Raw genomic sequence first — 15,699 nt, 5'->3', positions numbered from 1 at the left:
ACACCCACTGAAAACAGCAGGGATCGACCGCGGTTTCCCGGTCATCACGGATCCCGGGCCAACGACGGCTCGGACTCCCGATCCCAGAATCGAGGAGCAGCACCATGCGCAAGCGCACCCTTCCGCTGGCCGTCCTCGCCACCGCGGCACTCGGCCTCACCGCCTGTGCCGGTGGCGGTTCCGGCTCAGGCGACGTCTCGGCAGACGGCCAGACGCTCACCGTCTGGATCATGCAGGGCACCAACCCCGACTCCGAGGCCTTCTTCAAGGAGGTCGGCTCGGCCTTCAAGAAGGAGACCGGCGCCACCCTCAAGGTCGAGTATGTGCAGTGGGCCGACGCCCACGACCGCTTCGTGACGTCGATCGCCGGGAACACCACCCCCGACGTCGCCGAGACGGGCACCACCTGGACGGCCGAGTTCGCCGACGCCGGCGCCCTCGCCCCCATCGGCGACTATGTCGACAAGGCCGGCCTGAAGGACGACCTCGTCCAGGGCCTCGCCGACTCCGGCACGTACGACGGCGAGCTCTACGGCATGCCGTGGTACGCCGGCGTCCGCTCGATCGTCTACCGCACCGACGTCTTCGAGGAGCTCGGCCTCAAGGCACCGACCACCTGGCAGGAGATCATCGACGCCGGCACCGCGATCAAGGCCGCCAAGCCCGACATGATCCCGTTCCCCGTCCCCGGTGACGCCGAGTTCACGGCGTACCCCTGGGTCTGGGGCGCCGGTGGCGAGGTCTCCGAGCTCGACGGCGACACCTGGAAGTCGGGTCTCGCGAGCGACGACTCGCGCAAGGGCATCCAGTTCTGGACCGACCTGGCCACCAAGTACGACCTCTCCTCCTCGGGTGCCACCACGTGGAAGGAGACCGACGTCCTCGACAACTTCGTGCAGGACAAGGTCGCCATGGCGATCATGGGCTCCTGGACCCCGGCGACGATCGTCCAGAAGAACCCGGAGCTCGAGGGCAAGTTCGCCGCCATCCCGATCCCGGGTGAAGACGGCGGCATGTCGCCCTCCGTGCTCGGCGGTTCGCACCTCAGCATGTTCAACACCTCGAAGAACAAGGACCTCGCGTTCCAGTTCATCGAGATGATGACCACCGGCAAGTACGCCTCCGAGTGGGCCGAGCAGACCGGGTACTTCCCCGGCCAGACCTCGCTCCTCAGCGACGCGACCGAGAGCGACGACCCGCTGGTGAAGCCCTTCGCCGAGCAGTTCGTCGACGGCGGCGCTTCCCTCCCCGTGACGCCGAAGTTCGGTGCGGTGCAGGCGAAGAAGACCACCAACGCGATGATCCAGGCCATCCTCTCCGGAAGCAAGTCGGTCGACCAGGCGACGACCGATGCCGCCAAGGAGATGGACGACATCATGAACGGCAAGTAGCCGATCGTGTCGACCCTCACCCCGCCCACGGTCACCCGCGAAGCCCCCGCTTCGCGGGTGGCCGGGGGCCCCTCCCCCAAGCGGCTGCGCCTCCTCATGCGCACCCGCCCCTGGCTGCTGCTCGCGCCGGCGCTCCTCATCCTCGCCGTGCTCCTCCTCTGGCCACTCATCCGTGTCGTCCTGTTCTCCCTGCAGGACTACGGCCTGCGCGAGATCGTCAGCGGCGACACCAACTTCAACGGCGGCGCGAACTACGCCGAGGTCTTCGCCGACCCGACCCTCTGGACCGTCGTCCTCCCGAACACCGTCTTCTTCGCCGCGGCCGCCGTCATCGGCACGGTCGTCCTCGGCACCCTCGTCGCCCTGCTCATGGCGAACCTCGGCTCCTTCTGGCGCACCATCGTCGGCAGCGCCATCATGGTCGCCTGGGCGATGCCCGCCGTCACCGGCACCTACGTCTGGGTTTGGATCTTCGACGCCGACCGCGGCATCGTCAACCAGACGCTCATGGGGCTCGGGCTCATGGACGAGCCCTTCAACTGGTTCACGAACCAGTTCACGTTCTACGGCATCGCGCTGCTGAACGTGATCCACCACGGCTTCCCGTTCGTGGCCATCACCGTCCTCGCCGGCCTGCTCGGCGTGTCCAAGGAGATGCTCGAAGCCGCCGAGATGGACGGGGCGGGCGCGATCCGTCGCTTCTTCCAGATCACCTTCCCGTCGCTGCGCCAGGTGTTCTCGGTCGTGATCATCCTGTCGACCATCTGGGACTTCAAGGTGTTCGCGCAGATCTACCTCATGCCGGGTGGTTCCGGCTCGAACCGCGAGGTGTTGAACCTCGGCGTGTGGTCGTACGTGGAGTCCTTCGGGCAGAACCGCTACGGCTTCGGCTCCGCGATCGCGGTGCTGTTGACGCTCGTCCTGCTCGGCATCACGATCGTCTACATCCGCGCCCTCATGAAGGAGGACGAACTGTGACCACCCACGCTCCCGCCCCCACGGCCGCCCGTCGACAGGCTGAGGGACCGGGCACCGACCGGTCCGCCAAGCCGCAGGTCCCGATGCACCGGAAGGCGAGCGGTCGGAAGATCCGCTCGAACACCGTCAAGGCGATCCTCGTCACCCTCCTGCTCGTGTTCACGCTGTTCCCGGCGTACTGGATGCTGTCGAGCGCGTTCGACGCTCAGGCGTCGAGTGGCGGCCAGTCCTTCTTCCCGAAGGAGCTGTCGTTCACGAACTTCGAGTCGGTGCTGACCGACGGCGGGTTCGCGGTCTTCCTCCGCAACTCCGCGATCGTCGCCGGTGCGACGGTGCTCATCTCCGCCGCCGTCGCCCTCCTGGCCTCGGTCGCGGTCGCCCGTTTCCGGTTCAAGTTCCGCACCGCGGTGCTGCTCATGATCCTCGTCGTGCAGATGGTGCCGCTCGAGGCGCTCGTGATCCCGCTGTTCGTGCAGATCCGCGACCTGCAGCTGCTCAACACGCTGCTCGGGCTCATCATCGTGTACGTCGCGCTCGCGCTGCCGTTCGGCATCTGGATGCTGCGCGGCTTCGTCGCGGCGGTGCCGGTGGAGCTCGAAGAGGCGGCGTTCCTCGACGGTGCCAGCTGGTGGCGGATGTTCCGCTCGATCATGCTCCCGCTCGTGGCCCCCGGCCTCGTCGCGACGAGCGTGTTCAGCTTCATCACGGCCTGGAACGAGTTCATCTTCGCGATGACCCTGCTCGGCGGCTCGACGGAGAACTACACGGTGGCCATCGGCCTCAAGCAGTTCTTCGGCCTCAACTCCAACGACTGGGGCTCGGTCATGGCGGCGTCGACCATCATCACGATCCCGGTCATGATCTTCTTCATCCTCGTGCAGCGCCGCCTTTCCGGCGGACTGGTGTCCGGAGCGGTGAAGGGATGATCGACCCCGACGTCGCGCGGCTCGTCCGGGGCGTCCTCTGGCCGGGGTTCCTCGGCCGGACCGCCCCTGACTGGTTGCTGCGCGAGCTGGACGGCGGCCTCGCGGGCGTCGTGTACTTCGGGCAGAACCTCTCCTCGGACCCCGCGGAGGTCACGCGACTGTCGGCCGAACTCCGCGACCACCGACCCGAGGTCCTCATCGGCGTCGACGAGGAGGGTGGCAACGTCTCCCGCCTCGAGGCGCTGACGGGCTCCACCCTGCCCGGGCATGCGCAGCTCGGTGCACTCGACGACATCGAGACGACGCGCGCGGTGGGTGCGGCACTCGCCGAGCGGCTCCTCGCCGCCGGGGCGAACGTCGCCCTCGCGCCCGTCGCCGACGTGAACACCAACCCTGCGAACCCGGTGATCGGGGTGCGTTCGTTCGGCCCCACCGCAGACCTCGTCTCCCGCCACGTCGCCGCGATGGTCGACGGATTGCAGACCGGCGGGGTCGCCGCGTGCGTCAAGCACTACCCCGGCCACGGCGACACGGCGAGCGACTCGCACCTCGACCTGCCCCGCATCGACCTGGACCTGACAGAGCTCCAAGCCGAGCACCTGCCACCGTTCGACGCGGCCATCGCCGCCGGTGTCGCGAGTGTCATGACCGCTCACATCGTCGTCCCGGCGTTCGGCGACGCCCCGGCCACACTCAACCCCATCCCCCTCCGCCGGCTGCGCGAGAGCGGCTTCGACGGCGTGATCATCTCCGACGCGCTCGACATGGCCGCCATCCGCTCCACGACCGGCTCCGGACGCGGGGCGGTCCTCGCCCTCGAGGCCGGGGTCGACCTGCTCTGCATCGGCAACCCGTCCAACCTCGGGCCGAAGCAGGGCGCGACGACCGACGAGGACGACTACCTCGAGGTGTTCGAGGCGGTCTGCGCCGCAATCGCCGACGGTGAGCTCGATCGAGCGATCGTCGAGCGCGCGGCCGCCCGGGTGGCGTGGCTCGCACGGTCCGTCAGCCCTTCGACAGGCTCAGGGACCGGGGAATCAGTCCCCGAGCCCTCCGCGGTCCCTGAGCCAGCACCAGCCCGGGTCCCTGAGCTTGTCGGAGGGTGCTTCTCCGACGCCATCCGTCGGGTCGTGCGCGTCCGGGGAGACGTCGCGATCGACGCGTCGGCGATCACCCTCGTCGACCTCCGCGACCGACCGACGTTCGCCGTCGCCTCGGCCCACGATCCGTTCGCCGAGTCGCTCGCCGAACGGTTCGACGTCACCCGGCTCGCTGCCGGCCCGAGCCTCCGGACACCAGATCCAGACGCCGAGGCACCCGCCTCCGACGAGCTGACCCTCCTGCTCGAGACGATCCCCGCCGACGACGGGGTCGTCCTCCTCGCGGACCGCCTCGGCGACGACACCCCGCAGCGGCTCGCGGTGGACCGCGTCGCGCTGGTCCGCCCGGACGCCGTCGTCGTGAGCGTCGGACTGCCGCTCTCCGAGGACGCCGTCCTCCCCCTGCCGGTGATCGACACGCTCGCGGCCTCTCGAGCGTCCGCCGACCGGGTCACCGAACTCCTCACCGCTGGCTCCACCGCAGCGCCGACGCACCACCTGCACGACCAGCACCACCGGAACGGATCATGAACCACCTCGCAGCGCCCGTCCTCGCCATCGATCTCGGGAAGACCTCCTGTCGCGCCCGCATCACGAACGGATCCGGCGACGACCTGACCGTCCTCGCGGAGGCCCGCGGACACGGGGCACCGGGGCTCGCCGATCACGAGGGTGCGGAGCTGTCCGCCCGCGCGGTCCTCGAGACGGTCGCACACCTCCCGGCCGACCTCCTCGCCGAGGTGCAGCACGTCGGGATCGGCGCCGCCGGGGTGGAGGCGGCACCGCACGAGGTCGCCGCGTTCACCGCCGAGCTCCGCCTGGCGCTCGGAGCGACGATCGCCGTCGTGAACGACGCCCTCGCGGCCCACGCCGGTGCGTTCGCCGGCGGTCCCGGCACGGTGCTCATCGCCGGCACCGGATCCGTCGTGTTCGACGTCGACGCCGACGGCTCCGTGAAGCAGATCGACGGTTGGGGTCCCTGGCTCGGCGACGAGGGCAGCGGTCGGTGGATCGGGCAGCAGGGCCTCGAGGCGTGCATGCGTGCCTTCGACGGCCGCGGCCCCGCCACCACCATGCTCGCCGACGCCGAGGCGCTCATCGGGTCGATCCCCGCGCTCCCCCGCTGGGTCTCCAGCACCGGAGCGCCGGCCCGCCAACTCGGCACCTTCGCGCCCACGGTCATCACGCGCGCCGAGGAGGGCGACGCCGTCGCCGCGGACATCGTCGACGCCGCCTGCGCCCATCTCGCCGTGAGCGCCGCCGCTGCCGGCACGGGCGCCGTGTGCGTCGTCGGCGGGATCGCCTCCCACCCCTACGTCGCCGCGCATCTCGCGACGGCCGTGCACGAGGTCGGCGTCGACCTCGTCGCACCCCGCGGTGACGCCCTCGACGGAGCCAGACTCGTCGCACTCGACACCGCGATCTCCTACGACGGAAGGGTCGTGCGCGACGATGTCCACGCAGCCTGAGAGCGCCTCACCACCGGTCCCTGAGCCTGTCGAAGGGCCTGGGCCGATCACCGCAGGGCTGACCTCCGACCGCGACACCATCCGCGCGGAGCTCGCCACGCTCTCGACGGAGCAGGTGAACGAGCGACACCCCGACCTCGACGCCCTCTCCACCCGGGAACTCGTCGCCGCGATGAACGAGGAGAACCGTTCCGTCCCCGACGCCGTCGCGGCCGTCGAACCCGAGATCGCCGAGGCCGTCGAAGCGATCGTCGAGCGCCTCCGCCGGGGCGGGCGCCTCATCTATCTGGGCGCCGGCACCGCGGGACGCATGGGCATCCTCGACGCGAGCGAGGCCCCACCCACCTTCGGGACCGACCCCGGCCTCATCGTCGGGCTCATCGCGGGCGGTCCGGGCGCCATGCAGCAGGCGGTGGAGAACGCCGAGGACCGCGACGACCTCGGTCGGGCGGATCTGGAATCGCTGTCGATCACCGCGGACGACGCCGTCGTGGGGGTCTCCGCGTCCGGCCGCACGCCCTATGTGTTGGGCGCCCTCGAGTACGCGCGCTCGATCGGTGCGATCACCATCGGCCTGTCGTGCAACGCCGGTTCCCCGCTCGCCCGGGACGCGGACATCGGCATCGAGGCGGTCGTCGGTCCGGAGCTCCTCACGGGATCGACCCGGCTGAAGGCGGGGACGGCGCAGAAGCTCGTGCTCAACATGCTCTCGACGATCTCGATGGTGCGGCTCGGGAAGACGTACCGGAACCTCATGGTCGACCTCCTCACCACGAATGAGAAGCTGCGGGCGCGGGCGGAACGCACGGTGATGTTGGCGACCGACGTCGACGCCGCCACGGCCGCGAAGACGCTCGCATCCGTGGACGGCTGGGTGAAGGCCGCTATCCTCGTCCTCGTGACCGGCATCGCCGCAGATGAAGCAGTCGCCCGCCTCCGCGGTGGCGACGGCTCCCTCAGCGCGGCCATCGCAGCGCACGCCGTCGAAGACTCGACGGGGGCCGCACCGGATGTCCACTGACGCGCTGCTCGTGCTCCGCCAGGCGATCCCTCGTCTGAGCGCCGCCGAGACGCGCGTCGCCGAGACCATCATCGGCACCCCCTCGCTCGTCGTCGAGTTGACCATCACGGAACTCGCGAAGGCGTGCGGCACCTCGCAGGCGACCGTCGCACGGTTCTGCCAGACCATCGGATACACCGGCTACCGGGAGTTCCGGGTGGCCGTCGCGACCTCCACGAGTCGCGAGCAGGCGGAGCGGGACCGGTTCGAGGTCGACGACGCCGACATCGATCCGGACGACTCGGTGGAGACGGTCGTCGCGAAGGTCGCGTACCAGGAGGTGCAGGCGATCGAGCTCACCGCCCGCTCACTCGACCGAGACGCCCTGGACGCGGTCGTCGACGCCCTCCTCGTCGCCCCACGGATCGACATCATCGGCTTCGGGTCCTCGAACCTCACGGCACAGGACCTCCACCAGAAGCTCTACCGGATAGGCATGCCGGCCAACACCTTCGTCGACGCCCACCTCGCGCTGCCCTCGGCCGCGCTCCTCGGGCCCGGTGGGGTCGCCATCGGCATCTCCCACTCCGGGCTCACGGTCGAGACCGAGCAGGCGATGCAGCTCGCGCGGGCCGCCGGCGCGACGACGGTGTGCATCACGAACTTCCCCGACTCCCCGATCGCCAGCCGCTGCGACCTCGTCCTCGCGACCCAGGCGAGGGAGAGCCGCTACCGCTCGGGTGCGATGTCCTCGCGCATCGCCCAGCTCGCGCTCGTCGACCTGCTCTTCATCCGCGTCGCCCAGCGTCGCTACGACGCCGCGGCGGAGTCGCTCCGCGTCACCTACGAGTCGATCCAGGACCACCGCATCGACACCTGATCGTGCTCCGCGAGAGCGCAGCAGATGCGCTCACATCCGCCCTGGAAGCGCGTCTGCTGCGCTCTCGTGAGACGGCACCGTCGTGAGACCATCGGGCATGGCTTCCATGGACACTGCACCGCGGATCGGGGACCTCGAGGTCGACGGCGACGAACTCACCGGCGACGGCACGACACTCTCGGAGCTGGCGGAGGAACTGGCCTGTGGCGTCGACGAGACCACCACCGCCGAGGCACCGGCGGCTGGTTGGCGGGTGCTCCGCCGGTTGGAGGGCGGCGCGGTGTATCTCGGTTCGCCGGTCGACGCGGACCACCGGACCTGGCGCGTCGCGCAGGTGCATCCGGGAGAGCTGTCTCCGGTCGTGCGCGTGCACCCGGACACGCTGGACGTGCGACCGAGCCGAGCCGAGCGCCGACAGGGCTTGGTGCTGCGGTGGCCGCCGTTCGTCGAGGAGATCGCCGACCCGATCGAGCTCGTCATCGACATCGTCAACGCGGGCACCACCAGATGGACGCCCACCGATGAGGGGTTCTTCGCCGTCGGCGCGCTCACCGCTCCTGGCGAGACCGGGTTCTCCTTCGGGTGGATGGGTTCCGCGGCGGGCCGTGCCGTCCCGCTCGACCCCGGGGAGTACGCCCGTGTCCCCGTGCAGCTGCAACCGCCGTCGGACCCGACGTCACTGCGGCCCGGCCCCTACGACCTGCAGGTCGTGGTCGTCGAACTCGGCCTGCGCCTCGCCGAGCCGCTCCGGGTCGAGCTGACCGCTGAGCTGGTGGCGCGTCAGGTCGCCAAGCGTGACCGCCACCGGGCAGATCCCGCGAGTCAGCGCCGAGCCTTCGATCGAGAGATCGAAGCAGAGCAGCTGCAAGTCGGTGCCCATCAGTCCTGGCCCGAGATCGCCGAGGTGATCGGGAGCGCGGTGTCGGACGACGAGGCGATGGAGCGCATCGCGGCAGTGCTCGGGACCACGACGGAGCAGGCGGCATCGGTCTACGACGCATCGCTCCGCGCGATGGTCAGGGCGGACGCCGACCGCCGTGACGAGCACCTGCAGGAACTCATCCGACAACGCGACGCCCTCGAGTGATGCTTCACCCGGCGAGAGTGCAGAAGATGCTCGCTCAGACTGCGTTTGAGAGCGTCTTGTGCGCTCTCGGTGAGCGCACCACCGCTCGCGCTCGCTCAGCCAGTCCGGATACGCTGGCGGTCGGGGCGAGACGACCGCTCGACGGACGAGGGGATGCCGGATGCTGACTGACGCACTCACCATCGTGCTGGCGGTCGTGTCGGCGCTCCTCCTCGGATTCGCCGCCCGCCGCGTGCTCGACGCCCCGGTGGGATGGCCGCGCAGCATCCTGGTGGGGCTCGTCGTGTTCGTCACCGGCCCGCCCTTCGTGAACTGGCTGCTGCAGCAGACCGGCCTGGTCCAGCCGGGTGAGTCCGGGGACGCCCGTGCAGCCTTCGCGGCGATCGCCGTCGCGCTCCTCGCGATCGGCTGGATCTTCGCCCTCGGGCTCGGCGTCCTCGTCGCCATCGAGGTCATCATCCCCACCCGCCCGTTGATGAACCCGATCGACGTCGTCCGCTCCGCGATCAAACGACGGCGACGGACGAGGCGATATCTGCAGATCCTCGCCATCGCGTCACGGCACGGTGCCGGCTGGCTCGTGCACGGCCGGTCCCGTGTCCAGCTCGAACTCACCACGAGCGAGCAGCGCGCCAACGCGATCATCGCAACGATCAACGACTCCGGCGTCACCTTCGTGAAGCTCGGACAGGTGCTCTCGACGAGACGCGACCTCGTCCCCGAGCCCTACCTCAGCGCCCTCGCATCGCTGCAGTCCGAGGCGACCACCCTGCCCTGGCACGAAGTGCAGGTCGTCATCGAGACCGAACTCGGCGCACCGATCGACACCGTGTTCGCGTCGATCGACTCCGAACCGCTCGCCGCTGCGTCCGTCGCCCAGGTGCACACCGCCGAGCTGCTCGACGGCACCCCCGTGGTCGTGAAGGTCCAGCGACCCGCCGCCCGGGTGCAGGTCGAGGCCGACGCCGACATCGTCGTCCGCCTCGCCGAGCGCGCTGAGACGCACACCAAGTTCGGGCAGGACCTCCGCCTCGCCTCCGTCGCGCGCGCCTTCACCTCGACGCTGCTCGAAGAGCTCGACTACCGGATCGAAGCCCGCAACGTGGAGATGATCCGCAGCACCTTGAAGCGCCGTGAGGAGCGCGACGAGGGCGTCCGGATCACGGTGCCACGTGTCTACCCGGCGGCCTCCGGTGCCCGTCTGCTCACCATGGACCTCGTCGACGGTTTGCCCCTCAGTCGAGCGCGGGACCGGATCGCGACCATCCCCAAAGAGGAACGCGAGACCCTCGCGACCGGCCTCATGGAGGTCGTGCTCGAACAGATCCTCGTGCACGGCGTCTTCCACGCCGACCTCCACCCGGGCAACGTCATCCTCCGCGAGGACGGCTCGCTCGGGCTGATCGACTTCGGGGCCGTCGGCGTCATCGAACGCAGCCAGCGGCAGCGACTCACCGCGGTGATGCTCGCGACCGTCAGCGAGGACGACATCGCGGCGACCGACGCCCTCCTCCTCATCGTCGACCTGCCGGAGGACGCCGATCTCGACGCGCTGCGCCACGACGTGGGCATCGTCATCACGACCGAGCGCCACCGGCCGGGTGGCGACGGCTCGATCTTCAGCCGACTCCTCGACGTCATCCGGCAGCACCACATCGCGCTCCCCGGCGACCTCGCCGCCGCGTTCCGCAGCTTCGCAACGCTCGAGGGGTGCCTCAAAGCGCTCGACCCCGACTTCGACATGTTCGAACAGGCGCTCCCGATGGTCCCGCGCCTGCTCCGCCGCTCGCGGTCGGTCCGGCAGACGGCCGTCACGCTGCAGGCGCAGGCCGCGGTCACCGCCGCACTGGCCCGCAACCTTCCACGTCGACTCGACTCGCTGCTGTCCGGGCTCGAAGACGGGACGGTCGGCGTGACGCTGAAGGGCTTCGCCGATGAACCGGCCAAGGGGCTCGTGGAGGGCGTGACCGCTGAGATCGTCGGAACCCTGATCTCGATCGCCGCCCTGGTGATCGCCGTCGTCCTCGTCGTCACGGGCGCCGGACCGGTCCTCCCCGGCGGCCTGCGGGTGTTCGACCTGATCGCGGCGTTCATCGGGTTCCTCGGCTTCCTCGGTCTGTTGCGCGTTCTGCGGCAGACCGTCGTCCGCCGGGGTCGGTGAGCGGACCACCCGGCTGTTCACCTGACGGCACTACCGTGATCGGGTGAGCGATCCCCGACTGCAGCGACGCCTCGGCACGAGCGCCGCGGTGTTCATCGGCCTGGGCTCGATGATGGGCGCCGGCGTCTTCGCGGTATTCCAGCCCGCGGCGCAGGTCGCCGGTGCTGCACTCCTCATCGGGCTCGTCATCGCCGCGGTCGTCGCCTGCTGCAATGCGATGTCGTCGGCGCAGCTCGCCGCACAGCTCCCGTCGGCCGGCGGCACCTATCGCTACGGACGCGAACTCATCGGGCCGTGGTGGGGCTTCGCCGCCGGTTGGAGCTTCGCGGTGGGCAAGACGGCGAGCGCCGCAGCCATGGCGGTCGCCTTCGCCGCGTATGCGGCACCTGCCGAGTGGAGTCGTCCGGTCGCCGCGCTCGCGGTCGCCCTGGTCGTCGTGACCAACTGTCTCGGGGTCACCCGCACCGCGACCGCGACCCGGGTGATCGTGGTGGCCGTCCTCCTGGTGCTCGCCGTGGTCGTCGGTTCAGGTGTCGTCGGGCCGGACGCTGGTTCGACGGGAGTCGCGCCGCTCGGGTTCGACGCCAGCCCGCTCGCCGTACTGCAGTCCGCGGGGCTACTGTTCTTCGCCTTCGCCGGGTACGCGCGGATCGCGACCCTCGGCGAGGAGGTCCGCGACCCGGCCAGGACGATCCCGCGCGCCATCGGGATCGCGTTCGCCGTCGCGGTGGTCGTCTACGCGGCCGTCGCGGTCGTGTCACTGCTCACGCTCGGCGCGGACGGCCTCGCGTCCAGCGCGCGACCCCTCGCCGCGGTGGTGGAGACGAACGGCTGGCCGTGGGCTGCGACCCTGGTCCGGCTCGGGGCGGCGGGGGCCTGTCTGGGGGCGCTCCTCGCCGTGTTCGCGGGCATCGGCCGGACCGCCTTCGCGATGGCGAGGACCGGCGACCTGCCGAGAGTGCTCGATGCGGTGCACCCGCGCTTCGCGACGCCCTACCGCGCGGAGCTGCTCGTCGGCGCGGTCGTCATCCTGCTGGTGCTGCTCGTCGACCTCCGGAGCGCGATCGGCTTCTCCTCGTTCGGCGTCCTGCTCTACTACGTGGTCGCCAACGTCGCGGCGCTCCGGCAGACGCGCGAACACCGTCGGTACCCGCGCGCAGTGAGTGTGTTCGGCGCCGTCGGCTGTGTCGTCCTCATGTTCACCCTGCCGCCGACGTCGGTCGTCGTGGGCACGGTGGTCGTGCTCCTCGGGTTCGCCGGGCGGGCGGTACTGGCACCTCGACAGGCTCGGTGACCGTCTCCTGGTCCCTCCCCGTCGACACGCTCAGGATCCGCGTGTCGAAGGGCCGACCGGCTACAGCTGCGCGGAGAGGCGGAAGATGTTCTCGACGGCCAGTTCGGCGGCGATCGCGTCGCCGGCTTCGACCGCCTCACGGAGCGCCGGGTAGCCCTGTTCCTTGGCAGCCCAGTCGGTGTTCTCCTCGGTGCGCGTCGCGGAGGACCGGTAGGTGAGGCCGTCGATGATGTCCTTGGTCGCCGCGACGAGCGTGGCGTTCGGGCAGGCGGTGATGAACGCGTCGAAGAGTTCCCAGCTGAGTCGCCCGTGCTCGGCGATGTCGCGCTGCTCGACGACCACGATCACCTGGTTGATCGCGCGGACGAGCGCCTTCTTCTGCGTCGCGCCGAGTCCGGGTACCGTGACGCGGACGATACCGCCGAGCATCGCGCCCAGCGTCTGCATGACCTCGGTGCGCTGTGCCGGGTCCGGCAAAGCGACACGGGTGTACCGCTGGGCCGCCATCTCGATGAGGCCGACACGGGCGAGGTCGTTGAGGGCCTCGCGGATCGGCGTGCGGGAGATCCCGAGCCACGACTGCAGTTCGCCGTCGTTGAGGTGCTCGCCCGGCTCGAGGGTGCCGTCGAAGATGGCCGTGCGGATGCGCTCGACGGCGACCTCGCGGAGTGAACGACGCTCGACGGGCGGGTTGGCTGAGGGCACGGGCATGCGGGATCTCCTTCGTCGGCGAATGCTATGCCATCAGCGTACCGAATATCAGCGGATCCGCCCGGGGTTGACGCGTGATTGGACGACACCTGGCGGGCGGGGTCACCGTTCGGTCACCGCGGGGTCGTCCGCCCGCAACCGCGCATTCATCCGGTCTCCGTACCGTGATCGGCTGCCGAGCGTTGCGATTCGCTCGGCGGTGCGGGCGATGCTCGCACCTCGGAAGAACACTGGAGATCTGCGTGAATGACATCACCGGCGCGACTGACACGCGCCACCGCTCGCGACACCGCGCGACGCGACTCACCGGCGGTACCCTCGGAGCGCTCGTGCTCCTCGCGGGCGTCGGCACCACCGCCGCCGCACCGGCGCAGGCGGCCTCGTACCCCGACACCTTCCTCGACACCGCGTCGACCGTTTGGAGCTACTCCGACGACGCGAGCGACCCGGCCGCCGGTTCCACCGATCGCCTGGTCTGGACGCAGGGCGGCTTCGACGACAGCGCCTGGAAGACCGCGAACGGCAGCTTCGGCGCGAAGAACGGTCGCGCGACCGGCATCGGCCCCTACACCGCGAAGACCCTGCTCAACCAGTACATCGACGGCAGCGCGGCACCCGATGTGCCGACGTACCACTTCCGTTCGGACTTCGAGCTGACCGGTGAGCAGCTCGACGGACTCGACAGCCTCCAGGGCAGCATCGTGTACGACGACGCCGTGCAGGTCTTCGTGAACGGCACCAAGGTCGCCGGCTTCGTCGACGAGCAGGTCGAGGCGGCGCCCGAGGCATCACGCAACCAGATGTACGCGGGCGCCAGCAACGGCGATCCGCTCACCTCCGCGTTCACCGTCCCGGCGAGCGCGCTCGTCGCGGGCGAGAACACCGTCGCGGTCGCGCTCTACCAGGACCGGGCCACGAGCTCGGACATCTACTTCGACCTGACCTCGCTCGCCCCGGTCGCCGCTGACGAACCCGTCTCCATCTCCGACGTCGTCCTCACGATCGGCGCCGATGAGAGCGAACGCGGCATCACCTGGTACAGCGACCGTGATGTGGCCCAGGTCGCCCAGGTCGCACCGGCGTCCGCGATGACCGGTGACGCCTTCCCCGAGGCGTCGGCGGTGAACGTGCCGGGTGTCGGCGGCGTCACGACGAGTGGTGAGTTCAACCGCTTCGCGACGATCACGGGACTCGCCGAGAGCACCGGTTATGTCTATCGGGTCGGTAGTGACGACAACGGCTGGTCGGAGGTCTCGGCGTTCACGACGAAGTCCTTCTCCGGTGACTACGACTTCCTCTTCGTCGGGGACCCGCAGATCGGTGCCTCCGGGAACGTCGCGAACGACCAGGCCGGCTGGGCCGACACCCTGAACGTCGCACAGGCCGCTTACCCCGATGCGGAACTGCTGTTCTCAGCGGGCGACCAGGTCGAGCGCGCCGGCAACGAGGACCACTACGACGCCTTCCTCGCGCCCGAGCAGCTGCGTACCATGCCGCTCGTGCCCGTCAACGGCAACCACGACGTCGGTTCGAAGGCCTACGAGCAGCACTACAACGTGCCGAACCTGGACCCCACCGCCGGCGCGGCGACCTCCGGCACCTCCTCAGGCGGCGACTACTGGTTCTCCTACAAGGACGTCCTGTTCATGGTGATCAACTCGAACAGCAGCGACTACGACTCGCACGCCGCGTTCCTCGAGCAGGTCGTCGCCGAGCAGGGCGCGACCGCGAAGTGGAAGGTGCTCGCGTTCCACCACTCCATCTACTCGGTGGCGGCGCACACGAACGATACGCAGATCGTGGACATGCGGGCGAAGCTGCCGTCGATCATCTCCGACCTCGGTGTCGACCTCGTCCTGCAGGGGCACGACCACAGCTACACCCGCAGCTACCTCATCAAGGACGGCGAGCTCGCGAACCCGGATGAGACCGCCGCGCAGGGCACGGTCACCGCCGGGGCGGGCGAGGTCCTCTACGTCACGGCCAACTCCGCGAGCGGGTCGAAGTACTACGACGTGAAGGCGCCTGACGCCTGGTTCGCCTCGGTCATCAACCAGGAGTACACGCGCAACTACTCGAACATCACGGTGACCGACGACTCCATCACGATCACGACGCTCCGAAGCGAAGCCAACAGTGCTGCTCGGGCGGCCGTGAACAGCGTCGTCGACGAGGTCACCCTCCAGCGTGAGGACACGGCCGCGCCGAGCCTCGTGCTCCCCGAGGCCGAGACCACGGTCGAGCAGGGCGCGACTTTCGACGCGCTCGCCGGCGTCACCGCCTCGGATGCGCGTGACGGCGACCTGACGGCGGCGATCACCGTCTCGGGCTCCGTCGACACGACGACGCCGGGCACATACGCGTTGAGCTACGCGGTGTCCGACGCCGCCGGCAACACGGCGACGGCGAGCCGCACGGTCACGGTCACCGCGGCTCCCGCCGTGCCCGGCACGCCTGGTGCGGGGGGCGGTACCGGGGCGGGATCCCCGGCTCCGGTCGCATCCGGCTCCGACCCGCTCGCGAACACGGGCGCGGAGATCGGCGGGATCGTCGCGATCGCGTTCATGCTCCTGTTGGGCGGCGCGCTGACGCTGCTGCAGCGTCGCGCCCGCGCGCGTCGCGAGGGCTGACGCAACCCCGCAGGCGTCCTCGTCGCCCGTGCTCGTCAGCGAGCGGACGACGGGGACGCCCGCGTTCCCGTC

Annotated in this window: 12 protein-coding genes; 11 read left to right on the top strand and 1 reads right to left on the bottom strand. The window is 70.0% G+C overall.

Going from position 1 to position 15,699, the window contains the following annotated elements; genetic code table 11:
* Positions 1-104 precede the first annotated feature (104 nt).
* The 10 genes from QRN19_RS16740 (at position 105) to QRN19_RS16695 (ending at position 12,286) form a co-directional block, all read left to right on the top strand.
* Positions 105-1,391: a sugar ABC transporter substrate-binding protein gene (locus QRN19_RS16740; protein ID WP_285028312.1), complete on the top strand. Its 1,287-nt coding sequence runs from the start codon at positions 105-107 to the stop codon at positions 1,389-1,391.
* Between the two features lie 96 nt (positions 1,392-1,487).
* A complete protein-coding gene (locus tag QRN19_RS16735) occupies positions 1,488-2,369 on the top strand; it encodes a carbohydrate ABC transporter permease (RefSeq protein WP_285028412.1) in 882 nt (293 codons plus the stop codon).
* Positions 2,370-2,452: 83 nt separating this feature from the next.
* Positions 2,453-3,295 (top strand): carbohydrate ABC transporter permease, encoded by an 843-nt coding sequence (locus tag QRN19_RS16730; protein WP_079706980.1) that lies wholly within the window; start codon positions 2,453-2,455, stop codon positions 3,293-3,295.
* Positions 3,292-4,926, top strand: coding sequence for a glycoside hydrolase family 3 N-terminal domain-containing protein (locus tag QRN19_RS16725; RefSeq protein WP_285028311.1), 1,635 nt, complete (start codon positions 3,292-3,294; stop codon positions 4,924-4,926). Before QRN19_RS16730 ends, QRN19_RS16725 begins: the two co-directional genes overlap by 4 nt.
* Positions 4,923-5,864 carry an N-acetylglucosamine kinase gene (locus QRN19_RS16720; protein WP_285028310.1) on the top strand — a complete coding sequence of 314 codons (942 nt, stop codon included), beginning with the start codon at positions 4,923-4,925 and terminating at the stop codon, positions 5,862-5,864. The genes QRN19_RS16725 and QRN19_RS16720 overlap by 4 nt, the downstream gene beginning before the upstream one ends.
* Positions 5,848-6,885 (top strand): N-acetylmuramic acid 6-phosphate etherase, encoded by a 1,038-nt coding sequence (gene murQ / locus QRN19_RS16715; RefSeq protein WP_285028309.1) that lies wholly within the window; start codon positions 5,848-5,850, stop codon positions 6,883-6,885. The genes QRN19_RS16720 and murQ overlap by 17 nt, the downstream gene beginning before the upstream one ends.
* Positions 6,875-7,744: a MurR/RpiR family transcriptional regulator gene (locus QRN19_RS16710; RefSeq protein ID WP_085514317.1), complete on the top strand. Its 870-nt coding sequence runs from the start codon at positions 6,875-6,877 to the stop codon at positions 7,742-7,744. The genes murQ and QRN19_RS16710 overlap by 11 nt, the downstream gene beginning before the upstream one ends.
* A gap of 106 nt (positions 7,745-7,850) precedes the next feature.
* A complete protein-coding gene (locus QRN19_RS16705) occupies positions 7,851-8,831 on the top strand; it encodes a hypothetical protein (protein ID WP_285028308.1) in 981 nt (326 codons plus the stop codon).
* Positions 8,832-8,991: 160 nt separating this feature from the next.
* Positions 8,992-10,992, top strand: coding sequence for an ABC1 kinase family protein (locus tag QRN19_RS16700; RefSeq protein WP_285028307.1), 2,001 nt, complete (start codon positions 8,992-8,994; stop codon positions 10,990-10,992).
* A 43-nt stretch (positions 10,993-11,035) separates the two neighbouring features.
* Positions 11,036-12,286, top strand: a complete 1,251-nt coding sequence (locus QRN19_RS16695) for an APC family permease (RefSeq protein WP_285028306.1) — start codon at positions 11,036-11,038, stop codon at positions 12,284-12,286.
* A 60-nt stretch (positions 12,287-12,346) separates the two neighbouring features.
* Here QRN19_RS16695 and QRN19_RS16690 read toward each other — a convergent pair whose 3' ends face one another.
* Positions 12,347-12,997, bottom strand: a complete 651-nt coding sequence (locus QRN19_RS16690) for a GntR family transcriptional regulator (protein ID WP_285028305.1) — start codon at positions 12,995-12,997, stop codon at positions 12,347-12,349.
* Between the two features lie 242 nt (positions 12,998-13,239).
* On the opposite strand from QRN19_RS16690, the gene QRN19_RS16685 reads away from it, so the two are divergent.
* Positions 13,240-15,627 carry an immunoglobulin-like domain-containing protein gene (locus QRN19_RS16685; RefSeq protein WP_285028304.1) on the top strand — a complete coding sequence of 796 codons (2,388 nt, stop codon included), beginning with the start codon at positions 13,240-13,242 and terminating at the stop codon, positions 15,625-15,627.
* Positions 15,628-15,699 lie beyond the last annotated feature (72 nt).

The organism is Plantibacter sp. ME-Dv--P-122b (genome assembly GCF_030209375.1).
In the GTDB taxonomy this organism is placed as follows: domain Bacteria; phylum Actinomycetota; class Actinomycetes; order Actinomycetales; family Microbacteriaceae; genus Plantibacter.
This window is presented reverse-complemented; position numbering and strand designations above follow the sequence as displayed.

Bases quoted from the DNA above. Each gene is read 5' to 3' on its own strand.
- QRN19_RS16740 (WP_285028312.1), top strand. From the start codon at position 105: ATGCGCAAGCGCACCCTTCCGCTGGCCGTCCTCGCCACCGCGGCACTC.
- QRN19_RS16735 (WP_285028412.1), top strand. From the start codon at position 1,488: ATGCGCACCCGCCCCTGGCTGCTGCTCGCGCCGGCGCTCCTCATCCTC.
- QRN19_RS16730 (WP_079706980.1), top strand. From the start codon at position 2,453: ATGCACCGGAAGGCGAGCGGTCGGAAGATCCGCTCGAACACCGTCAAG.
- QRN19_RS16725 (WP_285028311.1), top strand. From the start codon at position 3,292: ATGATCGACCCCGACGTCGCGCGGCTCGTCCGGGGCGTCCTCTGGCCG.
- QRN19_RS16720 (WP_285028310.1), top strand. From the start codon at position 4,923: ATGAACCACCTCGCAGCGCCCGTCCTCGCCATCGATCTCGGGAAGACC.
- murQ (WP_285028309.1), top strand. From the start codon at position 5,848: ATGTCCACGCAGCCTGAGAGCGCCTCACCACCGGTCCCTGAGCCTGTC.
- QRN19_RS16710 (WP_085514317.1), top strand. From the start codon at position 6,875: ATGTCCACTGACGCGCTGCTCGTGCTCCGCCAGGCGATCCCTCGTCTG.
- QRN19_RS16705 (WP_285028308.1), top strand. From the start codon at position 7,851: ATGGACACTGCACCGCGGATCGGGGACCTCGAGGTCGACGGCGACGAA.
- QRN19_RS16700 (WP_285028307.1), top strand. From the start codon at position 8,992: ATGCTGACTGACGCACTCACCATCGTGCTGGCGGTCGTGTCGGCGCTC.
- QRN19_RS16690 (WP_285028305.1), bottom strand. From the start codon at position 12,997: ATGCCCGTGCCCTCAGCCAACCCGCCCGTCGAGCGTCGTTCACTCCGC.